16 protein-coding genes are annotated in these 21,216 nt (G+C 34.9%); 9 read left to right on the forward strand and 7 right to left on the reverse strand.

Annotated elements, in window-relative coordinates; translation table 11 throughout:
* Positions 1–33 precede the first annotated feature (33 nt).
* Positions 34–810 carry an alpha/beta fold hydrolase gene (locus tag ACXAFS_RS02405; protein WP_475305055.1) on the reverse strand — a complete coding sequence of 259 codons (777 nt, stop codon included), beginning with the start codon at positions 808–810 and terminating at the stop codon, positions 34–36.
* A 92-nt stretch (positions 811–902) separates the two neighbouring features.
* On the opposite strand from ACXAFS_RS02405, the gene ACXAFS_RS02410 reads away from it, so the two are divergent.
* The 3 genes from ACXAFS_RS02410 to ACXAFS_RS02420 are packed head-to-tail and all read left to right on the forward strand — an operon-like array spanning position 903 to position 4,458.
* A complete protein-coding gene (locus tag ACXAFS_RS02410; RefSeq protein WP_475305056.1) occupies positions 903–2,453 on the forward strand; it encodes a serine hydrolase in 1,551 nt (516 codons plus the stop codon).
* Positions 2,453–3,757, forward strand: a complete 1,305-nt coding sequence (gene brnQ, locus ACXAFS_RS02415) for a branched-chain amino acid transport system II carrier protein (protein ID WP_475305057.1) — start codon at positions 2,453–2,455, stop codon at positions 3,755–3,757. The genes ACXAFS_RS02410 and brnQ overlap by 1 nt, the downstream gene beginning before the upstream one ends.
* A complete protein-coding gene (locus ACXAFS_RS02420) occupies positions 3,754–4,458 on the forward strand; it encodes a DNA adenine methylase (RefSeq protein WP_475305058.1) in 705 nt (234 codons plus the stop codon). The genes brnQ and ACXAFS_RS02420 overlap by 4 nt, the downstream gene beginning before the upstream one ends.
* Here the strand turns inward: ACXAFS_RS02420 and ACXAFS_RS02425 are convergent.
* The gene (locus ACXAFS_RS02425) at positions 4,455–5,978 is read right to left on the reverse strand and encodes a serine hydrolase (RefSeq protein ID WP_475305060.1); all 1,524 of its coding nucleotides are present in this window, start codon (positions 5,976–5,978) and stop codon (positions 4,455–4,457) included. The two genes, ACXAFS_RS02420 and ACXAFS_RS02425, sit on opposite strands and share 4 nt — an antisense overlap.
* Positions 5,968–6,597, reverse strand: coding sequence for a GntR family transcriptional regulator (locus tag ACXAFS_RS02430; protein ID WP_475305061.1), 630 nt, complete (start codon positions 6,595–6,597; stop codon positions 5,968–5,970). The genes ACXAFS_RS02425 and ACXAFS_RS02430 overlap by 11 nt, the downstream gene beginning before the upstream one ends.
* A gap of 186 nt (positions 6,598–6,783) precedes the next feature.
* On the opposite strand from ACXAFS_RS02430, the gene ACXAFS_RS02435 reads away from it, so the two are divergent.
* The gene (locus ACXAFS_RS02435; protein ID WP_475305062.1) at positions 6,784–8,112 is read left to right on the forward strand and encodes an aspartate kinase; all 1,329 of its coding nucleotides are present in this window, start codon (positions 6,784–6,786) and stop codon (positions 8,110–8,112) included.
* Positions 8,113–8,192: 80 nt separating this feature from the next.
* On the opposite strand, the gene ACXAFS_RS02440 is transcribed toward ACXAFS_RS02435, so the two are convergent.
* From ACXAFS_RS02440 to ACXAFS_RS02455, 4 genes are all read right to left on the reverse strand, one after another.
* On the reverse strand, positions 8,193–9,656 hold the full coding sequence (locus tag ACXAFS_RS02440) for a restriction endonuclease subunit S domain-containing protein (RefSeq protein WP_475305064.1): 1,464 nt from the start codon (positions 9,654–9,656) through the stop codon (positions 8,193–8,195).
* Positions 9,657–11,810 (reverse strand): HsdM family class I SAM-dependent methyltransferase, encoded by a 2,154-nt coding sequence (locus ACXAFS_RS02445; protein WP_475305065.1) that lies wholly within the window; start codon positions 11,808–11,810, stop codon positions 9,657–9,659.
* Between the two features lie 61 nt (positions 11,811–11,871).
* On the reverse strand, positions 11,872–12,093 hold the full coding sequence (locus ACXAFS_RS02450; RefSeq protein ID WP_076618972.1) for a hypothetical protein: 222 nt from the start codon (positions 12,091–12,093) through the stop codon (positions 11,872–11,874).
* 19 nt (positions 12,094–12,112) lie between these two features.
* Positions 12,113–13,405 carry an aminopeptidase P N-terminal domain-containing protein gene (locus ACXAFS_RS02455; RefSeq protein ID WP_475305066.1) on the reverse strand — a complete coding sequence of 431 codons (1,293 nt, stop codon included), beginning with the start codon at positions 13,403–13,405 and terminating at the stop codon, positions 12,113–12,115.
* 477 nt (positions 13,406–13,882) lie between these two features.
* On the opposite strand from ACXAFS_RS02455, the gene ACXAFS_RS02460 reads away from it, so the two are divergent.
* The 5 genes from ACXAFS_RS02460 (at position 13,883) to ACXAFS_RS02480 (ending at position 21,216) form a co-directional block, all read left to right on the forward strand.
* Positions 13,883–16,726 carry a VPS10 domain-containing protein gene (locus ACXAFS_RS02460; protein WP_475305068.1) on the forward strand — a complete coding sequence of 948 codons (2,844 nt, stop codon included), beginning with the start codon at positions 13,883–13,885 and terminating at the stop codon, positions 16,724–16,726.
* A 69-nt stretch (positions 16,727–16,795) separates the two neighbouring features.
* Positions 16,796–17,662 (forward strand): hypothetical protein, encoded by an 867-nt coding sequence (locus ACXAFS_RS02465; RefSeq protein WP_475305069.1) that lies wholly within the window; start codon positions 16,796–16,798, stop codon positions 17,660–17,662.
* Positions 17,663–17,756: 94 nt separating this feature from the next.
* Complete coding sequence (locus tag ACXAFS_RS02470) at positions 17,757–18,446, forward strand: succinate dehydrogenase cytochrome b subunit (RefSeq protein WP_475305070.1); 690 nt, start codon at positions 17,757–17,759, stop codon at positions 18,444–18,446.
* Positions 18,447–18,458: 12 nt separating this feature from the next.
* Entirely contained in the window at positions 18,459–20,459 is a 2,001-nt protein-coding gene (locus ACXAFS_RS02475) for a fumarate reductase/succinate dehydrogenase flavoprotein subunit (RefSeq protein ID WP_475305072.1), read from the forward strand.
* A gap of 10 nt (positions 20,460–20,469) precedes the next feature.
* Positions 20,470–21,216 carry a succinate dehydrogenase/fumarate reductase iron-sulfur subunit gene (locus ACXAFS_RS02480; RefSeq protein WP_475305073.1) on the forward strand — a complete coding sequence of 249 codons (747 nt, stop codon included), beginning with the start codon at positions 20,470–20,472 and terminating at the stop codon, positions 21,214–21,216.

Consider the following 21,216-nt stretch of genomic DNA (forward strand, 5'->3'; position numbering starts at 1 on the left):
CTATAAAAAAGATTAAAAAAACGTCAAAATGTTTTATTTTTCGATAAAATGTAATAATAAGTAAGATAATTCTGATTTATTTTCAATATGACTCATATGTCCTTCCGATAATTCAGCAAAATTTATATCTGTATTGTCAATTTTAGAAAGAAGCTGTTCTCTATTGATTAAGCTGTCTTTCTTACCAATGATTATGAATTTATCAGCATTAAGAGTATTAAAAACTTCAAATCTGTTCGGTCTAAGCTTCATACCTTCATTAGCAGCCATGTAGCCTTGAAGCGATGTCTTAAGCGCAATATTTAAAGCCCATTCGTATTCTACTTTAAAGCTAATCCTACTTTCAGGCGCAAATAGGTTGGCAAAAGACATACGTACTAAATTCTCAAAATTAGTCTTTGCCATATCGTTAGCACGTGTTCTTAACACTTTTCGTTCTTCACTATCAGCTTCAAACGTTGAATTCATCAAACAAAGCCCTTCAAAAAGTTGAGGTTGCTCTTCTGCTAAAGCCAAAGCCACATATCCTCCCATAGAATGTCCAATAAACTTTGCTTTTTTAATGTTTAGGTGTTGCAACACGGCAAAGACTGCATCAGCCATGTCTTTCATTGTGTGCACATAGCCTAAAGATTCTGTTTTACCATGTCCTAATAAATCAATGCAAATGACTTGATGTGTTCTTGAAATTTCAGGTGCTAAGTTGCGCCACATTTCAATGGTTTCTAAAAAACCATGTAACAGAACAACAGTTTCACCTTCACCAGAAACTGTATAATGAATATTTATGTTTTTGTAATAGATGGTCATAGATGCAAAGATAAATGTTGAAACGCGATCAGTAAACTTTTCATCGGTAACATTTATTATATTTGAAGTCTTTCATGTTAAAACAAAACACCATGCTTTTAAAACGACTGTTTATTGCCCTTCTTTTAGTAAGTAGTACTAGCCTTTTTGCCCAATTGAATGAGGCTGAAATTGATAAATTAGTAAAGGAAACGCTCACCACCTTTGATGTGCCAGGCATTTCGGTTGGTGTATTTAAAGACGGAAAAGAAGTCTATGCAAAAGGACATGGAGTACGATCTTTAACTTCCAAAAAAGATATGAATTCTGAAACCTTAGTAGGAGTAGCTTCCAACAGTAAAGGTTTTACGTGTTTTGCTTTAGCAATGCTAGTTGACGAAGGCAAATTAAATTGGGACGATCCTGTTAGAAAACACATTCCAGAGTTTCAATTACATGATTCTTGGGTTACTGAAAATTTTACAGTTAGAGATTTAGTAACGCATCGAAGTGGTATGGGATTAGGCGCTGGTGATCTTATGTTTTTTCCAGAAGGTAATGATTTTACGGTTCAGGATATTATTGATAACGTGAAGTTTTTAGAGCCTGAAACATCCTTCAGAAGTAAGTTTGCCTATAACAATAACATGTTCATCATTGCTGGTGAAGTTTTAAAGCGTATTAGTGGATTGTCTTGGGAAGACTTTATTGAAACTAAGATAATGAAACCTGTTGGCATGACGAGTTCTAAAGCTTCTTATAATCGTGTTACTGATAAATCTAATATTATTGACGCACACACCAGAGCTGAAGGTAAGGTGATTCAGATTCCACATGATTGGAGCGAAACTGCAAATGCAGCTGGTGGTATTGTGAGTAATGTACATGATATGATGACTTGGGCAAAGTTTTTAATGAATGACGCTGTTACAGAAAATGGAGAACGTTTATTGAGCGAAGCACAGTTTCACGAGCTTTGGCAATTGCAAACACCATTAAAAGTCAGAGCCAACGACTCTTACGATTCTAATTTTAGAGGTTATGGATTGGGTTGGTTTGTAACAGATGTGAAAGGTGGACATAAACAAGTTTATCATACAGGTGGATTAATTGGTACTGTGACGCAGTTTACCATGATTCCAGATTTAGATTTGGCAATTGTAGTACTAACCAATCAAATGAATGGTTCTGCATTTACGACAATCACAAATACCATTAAAGATTCATATTTAGGTTATGAAAACCGTAATTGGCTACAACGCTTAGGACAGAACAATGCTGATTATTTAAAGTATAACGACAGTATAAAAGCAGAAGTTTTTGCTCAGGTAGAAAAGGCAAAAACGCAATTGACAACACCAAATCCAGAGCAAATTACAGGTACGTATACAGACGATTGGTTTAGTGATATCACCATTACGCACGATGGAAAAAAATACAGTATCATATGTAAGCGTTCACAACGTTTATATGGCGAATTGTTACCATACAACGCAACAACATTTGTTGCCAAATGGAATGACAGGAGCTACGATGCTGATGTATTTGTGCAATTTACATTTAATGAAAAGGAGGAAGCGGTTTCTGCAACGATGAAGTACATTGCACCAATCACAGATTTTAGTTTCGATTTTCACGACTTAGAACTTAAAAAGACCAACTAGTGCATATTCAACGCAAAGAACTTTTAGTTACAAGCTTCGCCTTATTTTCGCTTTTTTTTGGTGCAGGAAACTTGCTGTTACCACCAATGTTGGGTTACAACTCTGGTGAAAACTGGCTTTGGGTTGCTGTAGGCTTTATGATTACAGCCGTAGTGATTCCAATCATTGGTATATTAGCACATGCAAGATTACAAGGCACATTGTTCGATTTTGGTAAAAAAGTATCGCCAACATTTAGCTTAATTTACTGTATTCTTATTTATGTTATTGCAGTTGCCATTCCATCACCACGAACAGCTGCTGCAACGCACGAGATTGCCATTCATCCTGCCTTTGGTACGTCGCCATTATTAACCAGTAGTATTTATTTTGCTTTAGTGTTAGTTTTTGTGTTGAATCGTTCCAAAATATTGAATCTCATCGGAAAGTTTTTAACACCATTTATTGTCATTATGTTGTTAGCAGTGATTGCAATTGGTTTGTTTTATTCGGAATTTACCACAGGAACACCTCAATTTGACACACCTATCGTTTCAGGAATTTTAGAAGGCTATCAAACCTTTGATGCTATCGGAGCAGTGGTTGTAGGTGCAGTGATTATTGTGTCACTTAACTTCGATAATATGGAGGTAAGCCGCTTCGAGTCGAAACGCAAACTCATTAGAAATTCAGGCTTTATTGCAGGTTTAGGTCTATTTATAATTTACGCTGGCTTAATTGCTGTTGGTGCGTATTATGGTTCTGAGATTAGTGTTGATACAGCTTTGAGTAACGATATGCAACGCGCTAACTTACTAAGAGATATTAGCATAAAATCCTTGGGCGAATTTGGTAATACGGTTTTAAGTGTTCTTATTTCTTTGGCTTGTTTTACTACAGCTGTTGGTATTATTGCTGGTACAGCAGATTATTTTAAGGGACTGTTAAATGATTCTCAAACTGTTTTTGTAGTAACTGCTATTATTGGTTGTGTGTTGGGTGTTATTGTTGGGCAGCTCGATTTTAACTCTATTGTTGTAGTGGCTATTCCTGTATTGTTATTAGTGTATCCAATTACTATTATGCTTATTTTACTTAATGTTTTGCCAGAAAAATTAGCAACTCCACTTCTGTTTAGAGCTGTAATTATCGTCACTTTAGTATTCAGCATACCAGATGTTATTGGGTTTTTGAGCCCTTCGGAAGGCTTAGAAAAGTTAACAAAATACATTCCTTTTGCAAAGCACAGTTTGGGTTGGGTATTGCCTGCTGTTGTAGCCTTTGGAATAGTGTCTATGTTGAAATCAAAGCCGAAAGACGCATGAAATACATGGGAAGCAAGGCACGTTTTGCCAAACATATATTACCAATTATTCTAAAAGACAGACAGCCAGGCCAATCGTACATTGAGCCTTTTGCAGGTGGTATGAATATGATAGACAAGGTCGACGGTATCCGAATTGCCAACGATCAGCATGAAGAATTAATGGCCATGTGGCAAGCCTTGATTTACGAGAATTGGGATCCTCCAAAATCGGTAAGTGAGGACGAATACAAGGCCATAAAATACAATCAAGATAATTACCCAAAACATTTAGTGGCTTATGTTGGTTTCAATTCTTTTGGTGGAAAATGGTTTGCTGGTTACCGACGCGATAAGCAAGGCAAGCGCGATTATTGGGCAGAACATTACCGAAATATTACCAAACAAGTGCCAAATCTTGAAGGTGTTATTTTGTCCTGTAAATCGTATACCGAATTAGAGATTCCTGAAAATAGTATCGTCTATTGCGATCCACCTTACGCATCTACCACCAAATACAGAGATAGTTTCGACCATGACAAGTTTTGGGAATGGTGCAGGCAACAAAGTAAAGCAGGTCATCAAGTGTTTATAAGCGAATACAACGCACCAGAAGACTTTAAATGTATTTGGGAAAAACCAGCAAAAACAAGTTTCTCGTGGCATGTCGATAACTTACCTGCTAAAAAGAGTCTGGAACGTTTGTTTGTCTATGCTGATTAATTCTTGATTAGGCTTTCTAGAGCAATCTTTCCTTTTTCGTAATTAGGATTGATTTCTAATGTTTTTTCATAGCATGCTTTTGCGTTCAAGGTGTCTTTTAAGCTAAGATATGTATTTCCTAAAAGTCGCCATGAATAGGTTGAAGTTTCATTAATAGTATTGTAATGACTAAGAATAGTTTTAGCATCTTCCCAATGTTTACCATTTTCTAAAACAGCTCCCATAGTTAAGATGTCATTATCATCAACAAAATAGATATCAGTAGTATCAGTCTTCATGTTATTCCATAGGTTTTCAGCAGCATCAATACCTTCGCTTTTGTAGGTTTTTGCGAATGGATAACGCGCCGAAACATTATAGGATTTTGGCTCTTTTTCAAACACAACTTCAGATGCTGCATTAACAATTCGACCTGTTCTTGCAAAATCCCTATTTGCCATTACGACTATAGAAATATTTTCCTCTGGATAAACATAAAACAAAGTCTCAAAGCCAGTATCATTTCCGGTATGCATTATAATAGGTTTATCTAAATACGATTTCACAAACCAACTTAGTGCTATTTTATCTCCCCAAGGTGTATCTCTATAGGGTTTTGTAAGCATATCAAAATGCTTTTCATCAAAAATAAGTGTTCCGTTGTAGGTGCCTTTTCCGGTATATAGCATTCCCCATTTACACATATCTAAAAGTGTCGATTGCAAACCTGAACTCGGAAAGTACTTTTCTGTATAAGGATATGGAGACCATTTTTGCGTAGTAATACCATAAGAATAAGGTTTTGCCCAACCTTTTGGTAAGGTATCTAAGGGTTTAAAATAATGACTTTCATTCATGTCTAAAGGCATTAAAATATGTTCCTTAACATAATCCGGAAAATACATACCACTTGCTCTGCTTACTACAATTCCCAAAATATCAAAGGCCGAATTGCTATAGCTAAACTGAGAGCCAGGTTCATAATCGAGTTCAAAATCTTTTACATTTTTTAAATTTTCTTCCATGGCTTCAGGTCCAGTTTTTGGATTTAGCCAATCGTTAGAACTCACATGTCTAGGAATTCCAGATGTGTGATTTAAAATATGTTGAATAGTGATGTCTTTATAACCTTCACCTTTCATTTCAAACTCAGGAATATATTTGATGATAGGATCAGAGAGGTTTAGTTTTCCTTGCTGAATTAGTTTTACAACAGCAGCTGCTGTAAAAGGTTTTGAAACTGATGCAATATGAAAAACTGTATTAAAGTCGGTTTTTTCTTCTGTTTCAATATTTGCATAACCAAATGTTTTGGCATAGATAATTTCGTTGCCTTTGGTAATGCCAATGGCCAAACCAGCAGTATTATCTGTAAGTTCCCTAAGGTTGTTAACGTAAGGTGTAAGCATACTATCTATATGCTGACCCAATTCGGTTTTTACCAAAGTTGTTTTAGACTTTGGCTCTGGTGTCGTTTCGGTTTTGCAACTGCCAAAAAGCATGAATAGACAGACGAGACCAATGAGTTGTTTACTGTTCATGATGATTTTGATTGATGTGATTGATGCTGATATTCCAATTGTCCTGTAGAATGCTTATAGCCTTATCAACCTCTTTTTGTTCTAAAGCATTGATAATGTCATTGTGCATTTTTACTGAGGTTTCATTTGGCATATTGGTCATATACACATGCTCATAGATAAATATTCGAAGCCGAATATCTTCTATGAGTTTATGTGCATGCTGATTGGTGTACGATTTTATAAGACATTTATGAAACGCCATATCGAGTTTAAGGCGTTCTGTAGCGTGCGTTGCCTCAGCAAAATTAAGGTTGATAAGTTTTAATTCTGCTAATTGTGCATTAGTGAATGTGGATTGTTTTACAGCTGCAGTCTCTAAGGTTATCATAAGCTCATAAAGCTCCAAGGCTTCAGGAGTGTTGAGCTCGGTAACAAAAAAACCACGATTAGGAATATAAGTCACAATACCAGTTTCTACCAACTGACTCAAAGCTTCACGAACAGGTGTTGCACTAATCTCTAAAGCCTCAGCAATACTAGGTAATGAGATACGATGACCAGGAGCAATTATGCCTTCAGCCATCTGATTTAATAGTATGGTTTTAACGTCTTTTCGGAGGTTTTGTATTGTAATCATGTTTCAAATATAATATATCATATATGATTTAACAAATTTATTTAATAGCATGGTTAGATTGAAGTATACTAATGAACAGTAATTTTGTTAATTATATAACAAATTGTAATTAATTGTACTATTTTTTCAAAATTTAGGTCAATAGCTTAAAGGTCATCTACATTTGCGCCTTAAAATAAACGCATTATGTTAGTATATAAGTTTGGTGGCACCTCAGTAGGTTCGGTAGTGAATATGAATCATGTAAAAGATATCATTAACACCAAAGACCGTAAGATTGTTGTGTTGTCTGCCATGTCTGGCACTACGAATATGTTGGTTGAAATTTCAAGATTGATTGAGGTTGGTGAACTCTCAACAGCCAAAACCATCATCACAGAACTGAACGAAACATATAATGCTGTGGTTTACGATTTGTTACAAGATCAGGCATTACGTTTGGAAGTGAGCAAGTACGTTAATGCCAGATTCAAGCTGTTATTGGATGCGATTAGCGAGCCATTTTCACAAAGGTTGCATAACAGTATTGTTGCCAATGGTGAACTCTTGTCTACTTATATGTTTAGTCGCTTATTACAACAAGAAGGCTTTAATGTAAGGTTATTGCCTGCTTTAGATTTTATGCGAATCGATAGTCATAATGAACCTGATAATTTCTATATCAAACAAAACCTAAACCGACTTATCAATACTGTTGAGCCAGCTGATATTTATATCACACAAGGTTTTATTTGTTTAGATGCCGAAGGGCAAATTACCAACCTGCAACGTGGTGGAAGCGATTACACAGCCACCATTATTGGTGCAGCCATTGAAGCCGATGAGGTACAAATCTGGACAGACATTGACGGGTTCCACAATAACGATCCACGTTACGTCAACGATACACAAGCCTTATCGCATTTGTCGTATGATGAAGCTGCAGAGTTGGCTTATTTTGGAGCTAAGATTTTGCATCCGCAAACCGTAATGCCAGTGCGTCAACTCGATATTCCATTACGACTCAAAAACACCATGGCACCACAAGCACATGGCACGTTAATAACTAACAAAATTCATGGTGAAGGCATTAAAGCCATTGCAGCAAAAGATGGTATTACAGCCATAAAAATTAAGTCGGTACGTATGCTGTTAGCACATGGCTTTTTAAAGAAAGTATTTGAAGTCTTTGAGCGTTACGAAACGTCTATAGACATGGTAACAACCTCAGAAATAGCAGTGTCCTTAACCATAGACAATACCACACATTTAGAGGCTATTACCGAAGAACTCGAAAAATTTGCAACTGTAGCCATAGACGACTACATGAGTATTGTTTGTCTGGTTGGTAACAATATTATTTACCATCCTGATACGCCAGAACTCTTCCAGGTGTTACAAGATGTTAATGTACGTATGATTGCTTATGGTGGTAGCAACAACAATATTTCACTCTTAGTCAATACCAGCGATAAGTTAGAAACTTTGCAGAAGTTACAGCGTTATGTTTTTGAGGGAATAGTAGTGGGAATTTAGATTGATAAGATTTAGTGTGCTTTTTTTCTGAAATTTATTGATAAGAAAGTTTGAGATAGTTATTTTAGGATTTTTGTAAATTAAAAATCTATTTCAATTGGCTTTTCATTTATTATCTTATCAATTATTTCTTTTAACTTGTTTTTTAGTTCAATTATTTCTGTGTTCAATTGAAATATTCCAATTTCTTTATTCCGATTTTTTTCTTTTACTAAATAATCATTTATTTCATATTCAGTTTTAGGTTTATCGAAATAGTATAAGCTCTTTATTTTTTGTTTTAACTCTTTCTCAAAATTTGGATATTTTAATGTTGCAAAATCATATGATTTCATTTCTTTCATTTTTGAACCAATGGAAATGTTACCACATAATTTTCTCATAATTTTCGAATTCATAAATGCAGAAATAAAAAGTAGTTCATCTTTTTTTAAATGGTCAATTCTGTATAGACCTTGATTATGTTGTCCAAGTCCATAGTATCCAAAATCATAAAAGCAAGTTATACCAACATATTCGCCTTTTTTTCCTTTTGAAGTTCTATTAATAAAAAGAATACAATCTTTATTTAAGTTATTTACTTTTGGTGTTGATATAGTATCTACTGGAACAAAAAAACCTTCATCCGTTATGTTAGTTGGTGTAACCCATTGATACTTGAATTTCGTGCCATTAAAAATTCTAATTCTTGGTGTAGAACCACTTTTAAACTTATCAACTGGTATTTGGAAATATCCTTTTTTATAATTCTCAATTAAGTGGTTTTCTTTTTTGTATTTTTCTGTATATAAACCAGTATCAATACGTTTGTGATTTAGTAAATCACTTTTTTTAGGAAGATTATATTGGAATGTAGATTTTTGATTGCCTAATAACTCTGAATAAATTATATTATCAATTAAGCTCTGGCGTTGTTCAATTTGTTCTTCCTTGTTTATTATATTTTGGGTTATTACAGATACATATTTTTCAATTAATTCTGGTTTTAGATTATTATTTGTAGTTGGAAAAGGAATATACAACTTTTTAAAATAGTCTCTTTCCATTCTAGGGTACATAGACGCATTTAGAATGATTGAAACTTGCTCAATAAAAAATGGAGACCTTAAAATACCAAATAAATAGAATTTATCTTTTGGTATTTTTAAATCTCTCAAAACAATTAAAGCTTTAGAAGCTACAAGATTCTCTAAATCCTTGTTAATAATTCCAATACCACCAAGATAAGTTCTCACTGTAGAAATTAGTATATCACCTAACTCTAAATCAGAAACTATATTTGAAGATATCTCAACTGATTTTTTTAAACTTGGAGATACAGAACCGATACTATTGTTAATACTACCTATTTCAACATATTTGTAATATCCTTTATTGTTTTCAAGATTTACATTCTTTTTACTCTCAAAAAAAATCTTGTTTATGGGAAGAATGTTCTTGTTTTTTATCTCAACATATTTATATCTACTAGGAGTTAATAGAAATTCTTTATTGAAAATTTCACTTTTTTTTATGCTTTTAGGTTTTGTTACAATATTATCCATTTACTGTGCATTAAAGTTAAAAGCATTCTTAATTTCTAATTCTTGGCGTTTTAGAAATTCTCTAAATTCATCATGCATTACAGAAAAATCTTCTTCTAATTTACTTGTATGTTCAAATGTTTCTTCGTTGATAACAAATTGAGGTTTAAATGTAATTGTTCTTTTTACGGTTTTTACTTCATAACCTATATTCTCAACTTCCTTAATAAAAATCTCATAGTCAGCATCTAATAAATGTTTTTCACTTGATTTTGGTTTATAAGCTATAATTACAGTAGTGGCAACTCCGGTTTCACCAAAAGTATTTGCTGGCAAGTCAAAAAGACCAACAATTCTAACACGTTCAATTAGCCATTTTCGAATATTTTCCCATTCAGCAATTGAGGCTATCGAATTTGAAAGAACAATCCCAAAGCGACCACCTTCTTCAAGTAATTTATAAGCATTCTCTAAAAATATCACACCTTTATCTATTGATTTAGGTAATGTTATTTTTCCTTGAGCATTTGGTTTTGGTTTAGCTTTATAGGTCTCATAAAGATTTACAGTTTCTTTTGCTTCTTCCCATTTGCCGTCTTTTCCTGTTTTTAAATCTCTTCCTTTACCAAATGGTGGATTTGTTGCTATTATTTTAAATTTCTTTAAATCTTTATCTGAATCGTCTTTATGAGACCAATCTTTTGAGTTGTAATTCTTTTCAACAAATTCACCAACTTTTAAAATTTCACCATTTTGGGTTAACTTTTGAGAAATTGAATTTAGGTTTTTTAAAACAGCACCACCATCTCCATTTAAAACTAAATTTAATTCAGCAAGTTTCAAGTTATTATTTTCAATATCGAAACCAAAGTAATGACTTGCGTTTGGTGGATATTCCTCGTCATTTCTATGTGCATGTCTAAATGCCATTGCTGGAAAATCACATATTCCGCAACAAGGGTCGCATAATTCTTCGCCTTTGATTGGATTCAACATTTGAATTATGGCTTTTACAACTGGAATAGGTGTAAAGAATTGACCCTTGTCTGCTTTTTGTTTATCATCACCAAAATTGTTGAATATTATTTGATTAAAACTTTCATTTTTAGCTTTTAAGATCGCTCTTTTTTGCAATGCTTCAACCAAAAGAATTAGAAATCTTTCTTCATTTGAATCTGATGGTCTAAACGATTTATCATAGCTAAAATAAGGTGTTGACATTACGTTTTTGTACTCCTTCTTTGCATCCTTATATAATGCATCAATTCTTTCTCTAAATGATTTTTCTGCTAAACCGTCTTTCTTTTTCTCTTTTTTCTCAATGTAGAATTTTAGATTAGATTTTTCTCTTTTACTTCTTTTCTCATCAAATACTTTTAAAGTCAAAAACTCTACAATTAAATCTCTTTCTGAATGCTTTGGTTTTACACTATCTGCAACTCTCTTTAGTTCAGCAAGGAAATCTTCGAATGCAGACTCATCAATTGCATCAAGTGCATCTGTCGTAAGTTTAGTTACATCAGAAATACTTTCGTTATTTATTCTAAAATCTTCGTAAGATGGAAAATCAATTAAAAAATCTCTTTTATCAAAATTTAGATTAATGATTCCTGAACCTGATAACTCGATTGATTCATCAAATCTTCGTATTGGCGAATTACCGATTTTTTTAAAAACTAAAATATCTGGTTTATCGTCAAAATAAACTCCAAAAACTCTTTCTTCAGATTCATTCTCCGCAAGTGCTGGTCTTAATTGGTTTTCAATTGCACTTTCTAAAGATTTGTTATTCTTTTTGGTCTCAAAAATAACGAGATAGTTTTGTCTTAATTTTTTAAAATCCTTTTTTGCTTTAGCGTCTTCATATATATCTAACCATGCTTTAGTTTTAAAAGCAACGACATCTGGTTTTAATGCTTTTCCATTATTTCCTTTAGGAATATTAAATTCAATGCATAAAAATTCTTTCGGAAAAAGACCACTATTTACAAGAGCGTAAACAAAACGTGAGCGAATATATTCTTCACTAAAATTACCTTTTGTGTCTTTTGTTTTTGCTTTACTCGCAAAAGATTTTACTCCTATTTCTTCTTCATGAAATTTTTTGTCAATTGTTACAACGTCTTTGTATTTCTTGTCAAAATCATTTAAATATTCATTAAGATTTTTTTTCATTTATTATTTATTAATTCATCAACTCCTCAATTTATTCAGTTTCAATATAAAAAATATTAATCTACCTCTTATAAATAGCTCCAGTAGCAAAATCAACGATAAGACCAGGTGCAAAAAGTAGAATGTCTGCAATAAGCCATCCTACTCTAACATCGCGTTGTTGTTGTCCTGGTACAGGTTTTGTTTTTTGACTCGATGAAATTGGTCCACCTAAAATAGTGGCACATCCTGTGGTGCTAAAAAGCAAGCTTAAACAAAGTAAACCTATGCAAATACGTTTCATATATAATCAGTTTTGGTTATTATGCGTTCATCAATTCCTCAATCTCGTCGGCTTCAATTGGAATATTCGCCATTAAGTTAAAAGGTTCCCCTTGTTCTTGTATCACCACATCATCCTCTAAACGGATACCAAAACCTTCATTTGGAATATAAATACCAGGCTCTACGGTAAATACCATGTTGGTTTGCATTGGCTCGTGTAGTAAACCGTAATCGTGCGTATCTAAACCAATATGGTGACTTGTACCATGCATAAAGTACTTTTTGTACGCTGGCCAATCTGGGTTTTCGTTTTGTACATCTGCTTTATCTAATAAACCAAGACCCAATAATTCAGACGTCATTAATTTACCAACTTCCACATGATATTGTTCCCAAAGTGTGCCAGGAACCAACATTTTGGTCGCTTCATTTTTTACACGCAACACAGCATTGTAAACCGCTTTTTGGCGTTCAGTGTACTTTCCGTTTACTGGAATGGTTCGACTTAAATCACTAGAGTAGTTGGCGTATTCGGCAGCCGTATCAAACAGAATTAAATCTCCATCTTTACACTGTTGGTTGTTTTCAATATAGTGTAATACATTGGCATTGTTTCCTGAGGCAATAATTGGAGTGTAAGCAAAACCTTTAGAACGATTTCTTAGAAATTCGTGCATCATTTCAGCTTCAATTTCAAATTCCCAAACACCTGGTTTTACAAAATCTAAAACTCTACGGAAGGCTTTCTCAGTAATATTGCAAGCCTTTTGCATCAAATCGATTTCTATAGGATCTTTAACTGAGCGTAAACGTTGTAAAATTGGATTGCTTTTCGCCACAGAATGCGCAGGATACAGATTTTTTAACCATTTAGTGAAACGATCTTCACGTGTTTCGGTTTCAACATTGGCTCTGTAATGTTCGTTAGTGTTAATGTAAACCGTGTCGCATTGCGTCATCAGTTCAAACATAATTTTTTCCATATCCTGTAACCAATACACGGTTTTTACACCAGAGGTTTCAAAGGCTTTTTCTTTAGTGAGTTTTTCGCCTTCCCAAACCGCAATATGATCGTTAGTTTCTTTTAAGAATAAGATTTCACGATGCTTTGCTTTTGGGCAATCTGGGAAAATAACCAAAATACTTTCTTCCTGATCTACACCACTGAGGTAAAAAATATCGCGATGCTGGGCAAAAGGCAAGGTGCTATCTGCACTTACAGGATAAATATCGTTAGAATTAAAAACAGCTAAACTGTTTGGCTTCATCTGAGAAGCAAAGTTTTTACGGTTTTTTATGAATAAGTTACGGTCTATAGGATGGTATTTCATTTTGAAAAACAATTTAAAATTTGATAAGTCTTTTAACGTCAGTTCGAGTGGTTTTCTTGGATTACGATTTCAGAGAAATCCAAGAAAATTGTATCGAGAACAAGTGCGACATAAAAATTTCTATTCTCGATACAAATTTTTGTAAAAGGCAAAAATTCACTTGACACGAGGCTAAGCCGAACTGAGCGAAGCTAATTGACGAAATTTTTAAGAGCATACTTTAATGCTTTCGAACACCTCAACTTGACGATAAAGTTTCGTTTTTTCAAAAATAAACAAAGTAAAACGCAAGCCCAAGTAAGTTGTGATTATCTGTTAAACTTTATAATCAAATTTTGAGGATATATGGATTAATGGTTAAATTCAGCCAACTTTAATTACTGTCACATTGAGCGCAGTCGAAATGCAATTGAGTTAAATTTTAAAATTAGTTCTCGACTGCGCTCAAACTGACAATAAAAACTAAAACTAACCAACATGTTTAAAAGTAAATTCCTGTCGTTTGCATTTGCTGCAAGTGCTTTAATAGCCTTTGCGCAACAACCTGCAACCTCTGCTGAAACCGTAAAAAATGCTTTAGCGCAAAAGCGCGAAATGGCAAAAACGTCATTGGTAAAACAAGTACCTTTCAAAAATATTGGACCAACCGTAATGAGTGGTCGTGTGGTAGATGTGGATGTGAATCCAGAAATGCCATCGGAATTTTATGTTGGTTATGCGTCTGGTGGTGTTTGGCACACAACCAATAACGGAACTACATTCAGTCCAATTTTAGACAGTTCAGACACACAGAATGTTGGTGATATTGCTGTGCACTGGCCAACGAGAACGATATATGTTGGTACAGGCGAAAATAATGCGTCGCGTTCTTCATATGCTGGTATTGGTTTGTTAAAATCTACAGACAACGGAAAGACTTGGGAAAACCTTGGTTTGATGGATGCACATCATTTTGCGCCGATTTTAATTCATCCAGATAATCCAGATGTGGTTACCGTTGGTGCTACAGGACATTTGTACTCACCAAACAAAGAACGCGGTGTTTATAAAACTACTGATGGTGGTAAAACTTGGAAACAAACCCTTTTTGTAGATGAGGAAAGTGGTATTATCGATTTGCAACACAGTCCAAAAAACTACAACGTCATGTTTGCAACGTCGTGGACTAAAGATCGTAAAGCGTGGAATTTCTCAGGAAACGGAAACAATTCAGCCATTTATAAAAGTACAGATGCAGGTGAAACTTGGACCAAAGTATCTACAGAAAAAAGTGGCTTCCCTACAGGTGAAGGAGTTGGTCGTATCGGTATAGCAGTCTTTAATGATGATGTGGTATATGCTGTACATGATAGTCAGTTTAGACGACCAGATGATAAAAAGAAGGATGATAAAGAAGGCTTAACCAAAGACGATTTCAAGACCATGTCTAATGCTGATTTCTTGGCTTTAGACAACAAAAAATTGAATGTGTTTTTAAGAACGAATGGTTTTCAGGAAAAATACAGACCAGAAAATGTGAAGCAAATGGTGCGTTCAGGCAATGTAAAACCTATTGATTTAGCAAAATATCTTGAAGATGCTAACTCTATGTTGTTTGATACTCCTGTGGTTGGTGCTGAGGTTTACAAAAGTACCGATGGAGGAAAAACTTGGAAGAAAACACACGAGGATTATCTAGATGGTATTTACTACAGTTATGGCTATTATTTTGGTCATATCCACGTGTCACCAGTTAATGAAAATGATATTTACATTTATGGTGTGCCGATTGTAAAATCTAAAGATAGCGGAAAAACATGGACGTCTATCAGTGCAGAAAATGTGCATGCCGATCATCATGCGCTTTGGATTAATCCTAAAAATCCAAATCATTTAATCGATGGTAATGATGGAGGTATCAATATTTCTTACGATGATGGCGAAAACTGGATAAAGAATAATTCTCCTTCAGTAGGACAATTTTATGCCATCAATGTAGATAACGAAAAATCGTACAATGTGTATGGAGGTTTACAAGATAATGGTGTTTGGGTCGGAGCACACAATGCGCGCGAAGATAAGGCTTGGCAGCAAGAAGGACAGTATCCATGGAAATTTATAATGGGTGGTGATGGCATGCAAATTCAAATTGACAGTAGAAATTCTAATATTGTTTATACAGGTTACCAATTCGGAAATTATTACAGATTAAATCTTGAAACTGAGGATGCAGCTTACATTCAGCCAAAGCATACTTTAGGTGAAAATCCGTACCGTTTCAATTGGCAAACACCAATTTTATTGTCACCTCATAATCAGGATATCTTGTATTTGGGAGGCAACAAATTAATGCGTTCCATGAATCAAGGAAATGATTGGGAAGCGATTAGTGACGATTTAACCAATGGAGGTAAAAAAGGAAATGTGGCTTATGGTACTTTGACAACCATTTCAGAAAGTCCATTTCAGTTTGGGTTAATTTACACAGGAAGTGATGACGGTATAGTTGCATTAACTAAAGATTCTGGTGCTTCTTGGAAACCTATATCAGCATCATTCCCAAAAGATTTATGGGTAAGTCGTGTGGTTGCGTCGCAACATAAAAAAGAACGTGTTTATGTGACTTTGAATGGTTACCGTTGGGACGATTTTAAAGTTTATGTGTACATGAGTGATGATTATGGAAATACTTGGAAAGACATCAGCGGAAATATACCAGCATCTCCAGTAAATGTGATAAAAGAAGACCCTAAAAACGAAAATATCTTGTACTTAGGAACCGATAACGGAGCTTACGTGTCTTTTGATAGAGGTACATCTTGGGAAGTATTTTCAAAAGGCTTACCAAATGTAGCATTTCATGATATTGTGGTGCAACCAGAAGCTAATGACTTATTGTTAGGCACGCATGGTCGTAGCATTTACAAAACCAATATTGAAGCTTTACAACAAATGAATACCGACTTAAAAGCAAAACCAATCACTATTTTTGAGGTTGGTTCTGTAAGGCATTCTGGTCGTTGGGGAAGTTCTTGGAGTCAATGGTCAGACGCCTATGAGCCAAGTAAAACAATACAGTTTTATAGTAATACATCTGGTGAAAAAACGATGAAGATTTTATCTGAAAAAGGGGCTGAGCTAAACAGTTTTAAATTAGATGTTGATAAAGGATTTAATTACACAGAATATGATATGACCTTATCTGAAAAAGGAAAGAAAGCTTTAGAAAAAGAGAATAAAGAATTAAAGATTGGTAAATCTGGTAACGGAAAATATTATTTGCCAAAAGGCGTTTATACTATAGAAATTGATGATGCCAAATCGACTTTAGAAGTAAAATAATTTTAGGTTTATATTATACTGAGCACTGTCGAAGCCTAAGTTTAAAATTAAACACTAATTGTTCTAAATATGAAAAAAATTGCCCTACTGTTTACTGTTTTTAGCTTATTTATGGCTTGTGGAGAAGATCTAGATGATAATCTAAGCACTTCTCCACAACTAATCATTAAACTCAAATTTGACCCTAATCAAGAGCGTTTAGGTAACTTAGGTGAACCAGTTGCTGTTCCAGATGGCAATGCAGCACAATCACCAACTATTGAGCGCATGAGTGCCAACTACATTGAGTTGGCGCCAACATCAACAACACTTTTAGGCGAAGGAGAAGTCATCTATGTAGGTGCAGAAACAGATGCAGGAGGTGCTATGGCAATTGATTTTCAACAGGCCATATTTGCAGGAGATGATGAGGTGTTTTTAAGTGTTCCGTTGAGCGAAGTACAAGCAGGTTCTTATGAATGGGTAAGAGTGTCATTATCATATCAAGAAGGTAATATTCAGGTATTAACTGAAAATGCAGGAGAGATTACAGGACGCTTGGCAAGTTTTGTTGGATACAACAATTACATCACAGATTTTGATTTAAATGGAAGTACCATAACCGTAAACGATGATGTCTTGCAAGGCTTTTGGGCCTTTGAAGCCTTAGGATTTACAACTCAAGGTCAGGCACCAGAAGGAGCAACTACAGTGCCTAATCCATTATTTGATTCGTCTCCAGTGCCACAAGGCTCTTGTGTAGTTACGGGTGAATTTGTTACACCATTTACCTTAACAGGAAATGAAACACAAGATGTAGAGGTGACATTGTCGTTTTCAATTAATAATTCGTTTGAATGGACAGAAGTGAATGAAGATGGTAAATACGAACCATCTGCAGGTGAACAAGTTGTAGATATGGGATTGAGAGGATTGATTCCGAGTACGTCTAATTAAAACCATTCTAAATAATTAATAATGTTTTGCACTTGTTGGCAAAACGCTATTTGTGCTTTATTTTTGTAGGACTAACAAAAAGATTAGATCTACAATGAGCGGAATTTTTAATTCTTCGATAGGAAGAAAGTTTGCCATGGCGCTTTCGGCATTCTTCCTTATGATTTTCCTAGTAATGCACGTTTCCATCAATTTTACCTCTGTTTTTAGTGAGGAACTATTTAATGAGTTATCTCATTTTATGGGAACAAATCCATTAATTCAAGGACTTATGCAGCCAATTTTAATTATTGGTGTTATTTTCCATTTTGTGATGGGATTCGTACTTGAAGCCCAAAACAGAGCATCAAGAGGAAATGTAAAGTATGCAAAAAATGCAGCATCAGCTAATTCAAGCTGGATGTCTAGAAACATGCTTTTAAGTGGGCTGGTAATTTTAGCCTTTTTAGGTATTCATTTTTATGATTTCTGGGTACACGAAATGACAGTGAAATATATTGATGGTGATATGAGTGGTCTTATAGATCCGAATGTTGCTGACTCTGGTTTCCGTTATTATGAAGAGTTAAGAGAAAAATTTGTAAGTCCAGTTAGAGTTGGGATTTACGTAGTAGCTTTTGTACTATTAGCACTTCACTTATTGCATGGATTTAATTCTGCATTTCAATCAGTTGGCGCCAACAATAAATATACAAAAGGTCTTAAAGGATTTAGTAAAGTGTATTCTATAGGGATTCCTGCTTTATTCATTTTTATCGCAGTTTATCATCACTTTACACACTAAAAAATTAATGCTATGTCAATATTAGATTCTAAAATACCAAAAGGTCCTTTAGCGGACAAATGGACAAAACATAAGAATGATATTAACCTTGTAAATCCAGCAAACAAACGTCTTATAGATGTTATTGTAGTAGGTACAGGTTTAGCAGGTGGATCAGCAGCAGCTACATTAGCCGAGTTAGGTTATAATGTTAAAGCATTTTGCTTTCAAGATTCTCCAAGACGTGCGCACTCTATTGCGGCACAAGGTGGTATCAATGCTGCCAAGAATTATCAAGGTGATGGTGATTCTACCTACCGATTATTTTACGATACTGTGAAAGGTGGTGATTACCGTTCTCGTGAGGCTAACGTATATCGTTTAGCAGAAGTTTCTGCAAATATTATAGACCAATGTGTGGCACAAGGTGTGCCTTTTGCTCGTGAGTATGGTGGATTATTAGACAACCGTTCTTTTGGTGGTGTATTAGTATCACGTACATTTTATGCGGCAGGTCAAACAGGTCAGCAATTATTACTTGGTGCTTACTCAGCGCTTAATCGCCAGATTGGTCGTGGTAAGGTAAAAATGTACAACCGTCACGAAATGTTAGACGTGGTAATTGTAGATGGAAAAGCCAGAGGAATTATTGCACGTAACTTAGTTACAGGTGAAATAGAGCGTCACTCAGCACACGCTGTTGTACTAGGTACAGGAGGTTACGGAAATGTATTCTTCTTATCTACTAATGCCATGGGAAGTAATGTTACAGCAGCTTGGAAAGCACACAAACGTGGAGCATTTTTCGCTAATCCATGTTATACGCAAATTCACCCAACATGTATTCCGGTTTCAGGAGATCATCAGTCTAAACTAACGTTAATGTCTGAGTCTTTAAGAAATGATGGACGTATTTGGGTACCAAAACATAAAAAAGATGTTGAAGCTATTCGTGCTGGTAAATTAAAACCAACAGATTTAGCTGAAGAAGATAGAGATTATTACTTAGAGCGTCGTTACCCAGCCTTTGGTAACTTAGTACCTCGTGATGTGGCATCACGTGCAGCTAAGGAACGTTGCGATGCTGGTTATGGTGTAAATGCAACTGGTGAAGCGGTTTATTTAGATTTTGCTTCTGCATTTATGCGCTACGGTAAAGAGCAGGCGCACGTTAAAGGTTTAGACGAAAACGATGATGCTCTGGTTAAAAAACTAGGTCAGGAAGTAGTAAGAACTAAGTACGGAAACTTATTTCAGATGTACGAAAAAATCGTAGATCAAAACCCATACGAAACACCAATGATGATTTATCCTGCAGTACACTACACGATGGGAGGTGTTTGGGTAGATTATAACTTAATGACTACTGTACCTGGACTGTATTGTATTGGTGAAGCTAACTTCTCAGATCATGGTGCTAACCGTCTTGGTGCTTCGGCATTAATGCAAGGTTTAGCTGATGGTTATTTTGTGCTACCATACACCATTGGCGATTATTTAGCGGACGATATTAGAACAGGACCTATTTCTACAGACTCTAAAGAGTTTGAAGAAGCAGAGAAAAGTGTAAAAGATAATATTACGCATTTAATTAATAATAACGGTAAGCATTCTGTAGATCATTTCCATAAAAGACTTGGTAAAATTATGTGGAATAAGTGCGGTATGGCAAGAAATGAGCAAGGTCTAAAAGAAGCTATAACTGAAATTGCAGAGCTAAGAAAAGAGTTCTGGGCAAATGTTAGAGTGCCAGGCTCTAATGATGAATTTAATGAAGAATTAGCAAAAGCATTGAGAGTTGCCGACTTCTTAGAGCTAGGAGAGTTATTTGCTAAGGATGCCTTATTGAGAGAAGAATCTGCTGGTGGACACTTTAGAGAAGAGTATCAAACCGCTGAAGGAGAAGCAATGCGTAGAAAAGAATTCCAATATGTTTCTGCTTGGGAATATAAAGGAGAACCAAAAGATGCAGTATTGCATAAAGAAGATTTAGTTTACGAAAACATAGAAGTTAAAGAAAGAAGTTATAAATAAAAGGAAAGCTATGAATTTAACGTTAAAAATTTGGCGTCAAAAGAACGCTAACGATAGAGGAAAAATGGTAGACTATCCTATTAGTGATGTCTCTCCTGATATGTCTTTCCTTGAAATGTTAGATGTTTTAAACGAACAACTGATAAACAAGGGAGAAGAGCCTGTGGCTTTTGATCATGATTGTAGAGAAGGTATATGCGGAATGTGTTCTTTGTACATTAATGGTGAAGCTCATGGTCCTGATAGAGGTATTACAACATGTCAGTTGCACATGCGTATGTTTAAAGACGGTGATACTATTACTATAGAGCCATTTAGGGCAAAAGCGTTTCCAGTAATTAAAGATTTGGTAGTAGATAGATCTTCTTTTGATAGAATACAGCATGCAGGTGGTTTTATCTCTGTAAATACATCTGGTAATACGATTGATGCAAATGCAATTCCTATTAATAAACACGATGCAGACAAATCGTTTGAAGCGGCCATGTGTATAGGTTGTGGTGCTTGTGTGGCAAGTTGTAAAAACTCTTCAGCAATGTTATTTGTAGGTGCTAAAGTATCTCAATTTGCTTTGTTACCACAAGGTCAAGTTGAAGCTACAGATCGTGTACTAAACATGGTAAAACAAATGGATGAAGAAGGCTTTGGTAACTGTACTAACACAGGTGCTTGTGAGGTTGAGTGTCCAAAAGGCATATCTTTAGAAAATATTGCACGTATGAATCGTGAATATCTTACAGCTAGCTTAAAAGGCTAA

Source organism: Winogradskyella sp. ABM4_392 (assembly GCF_056160445.1).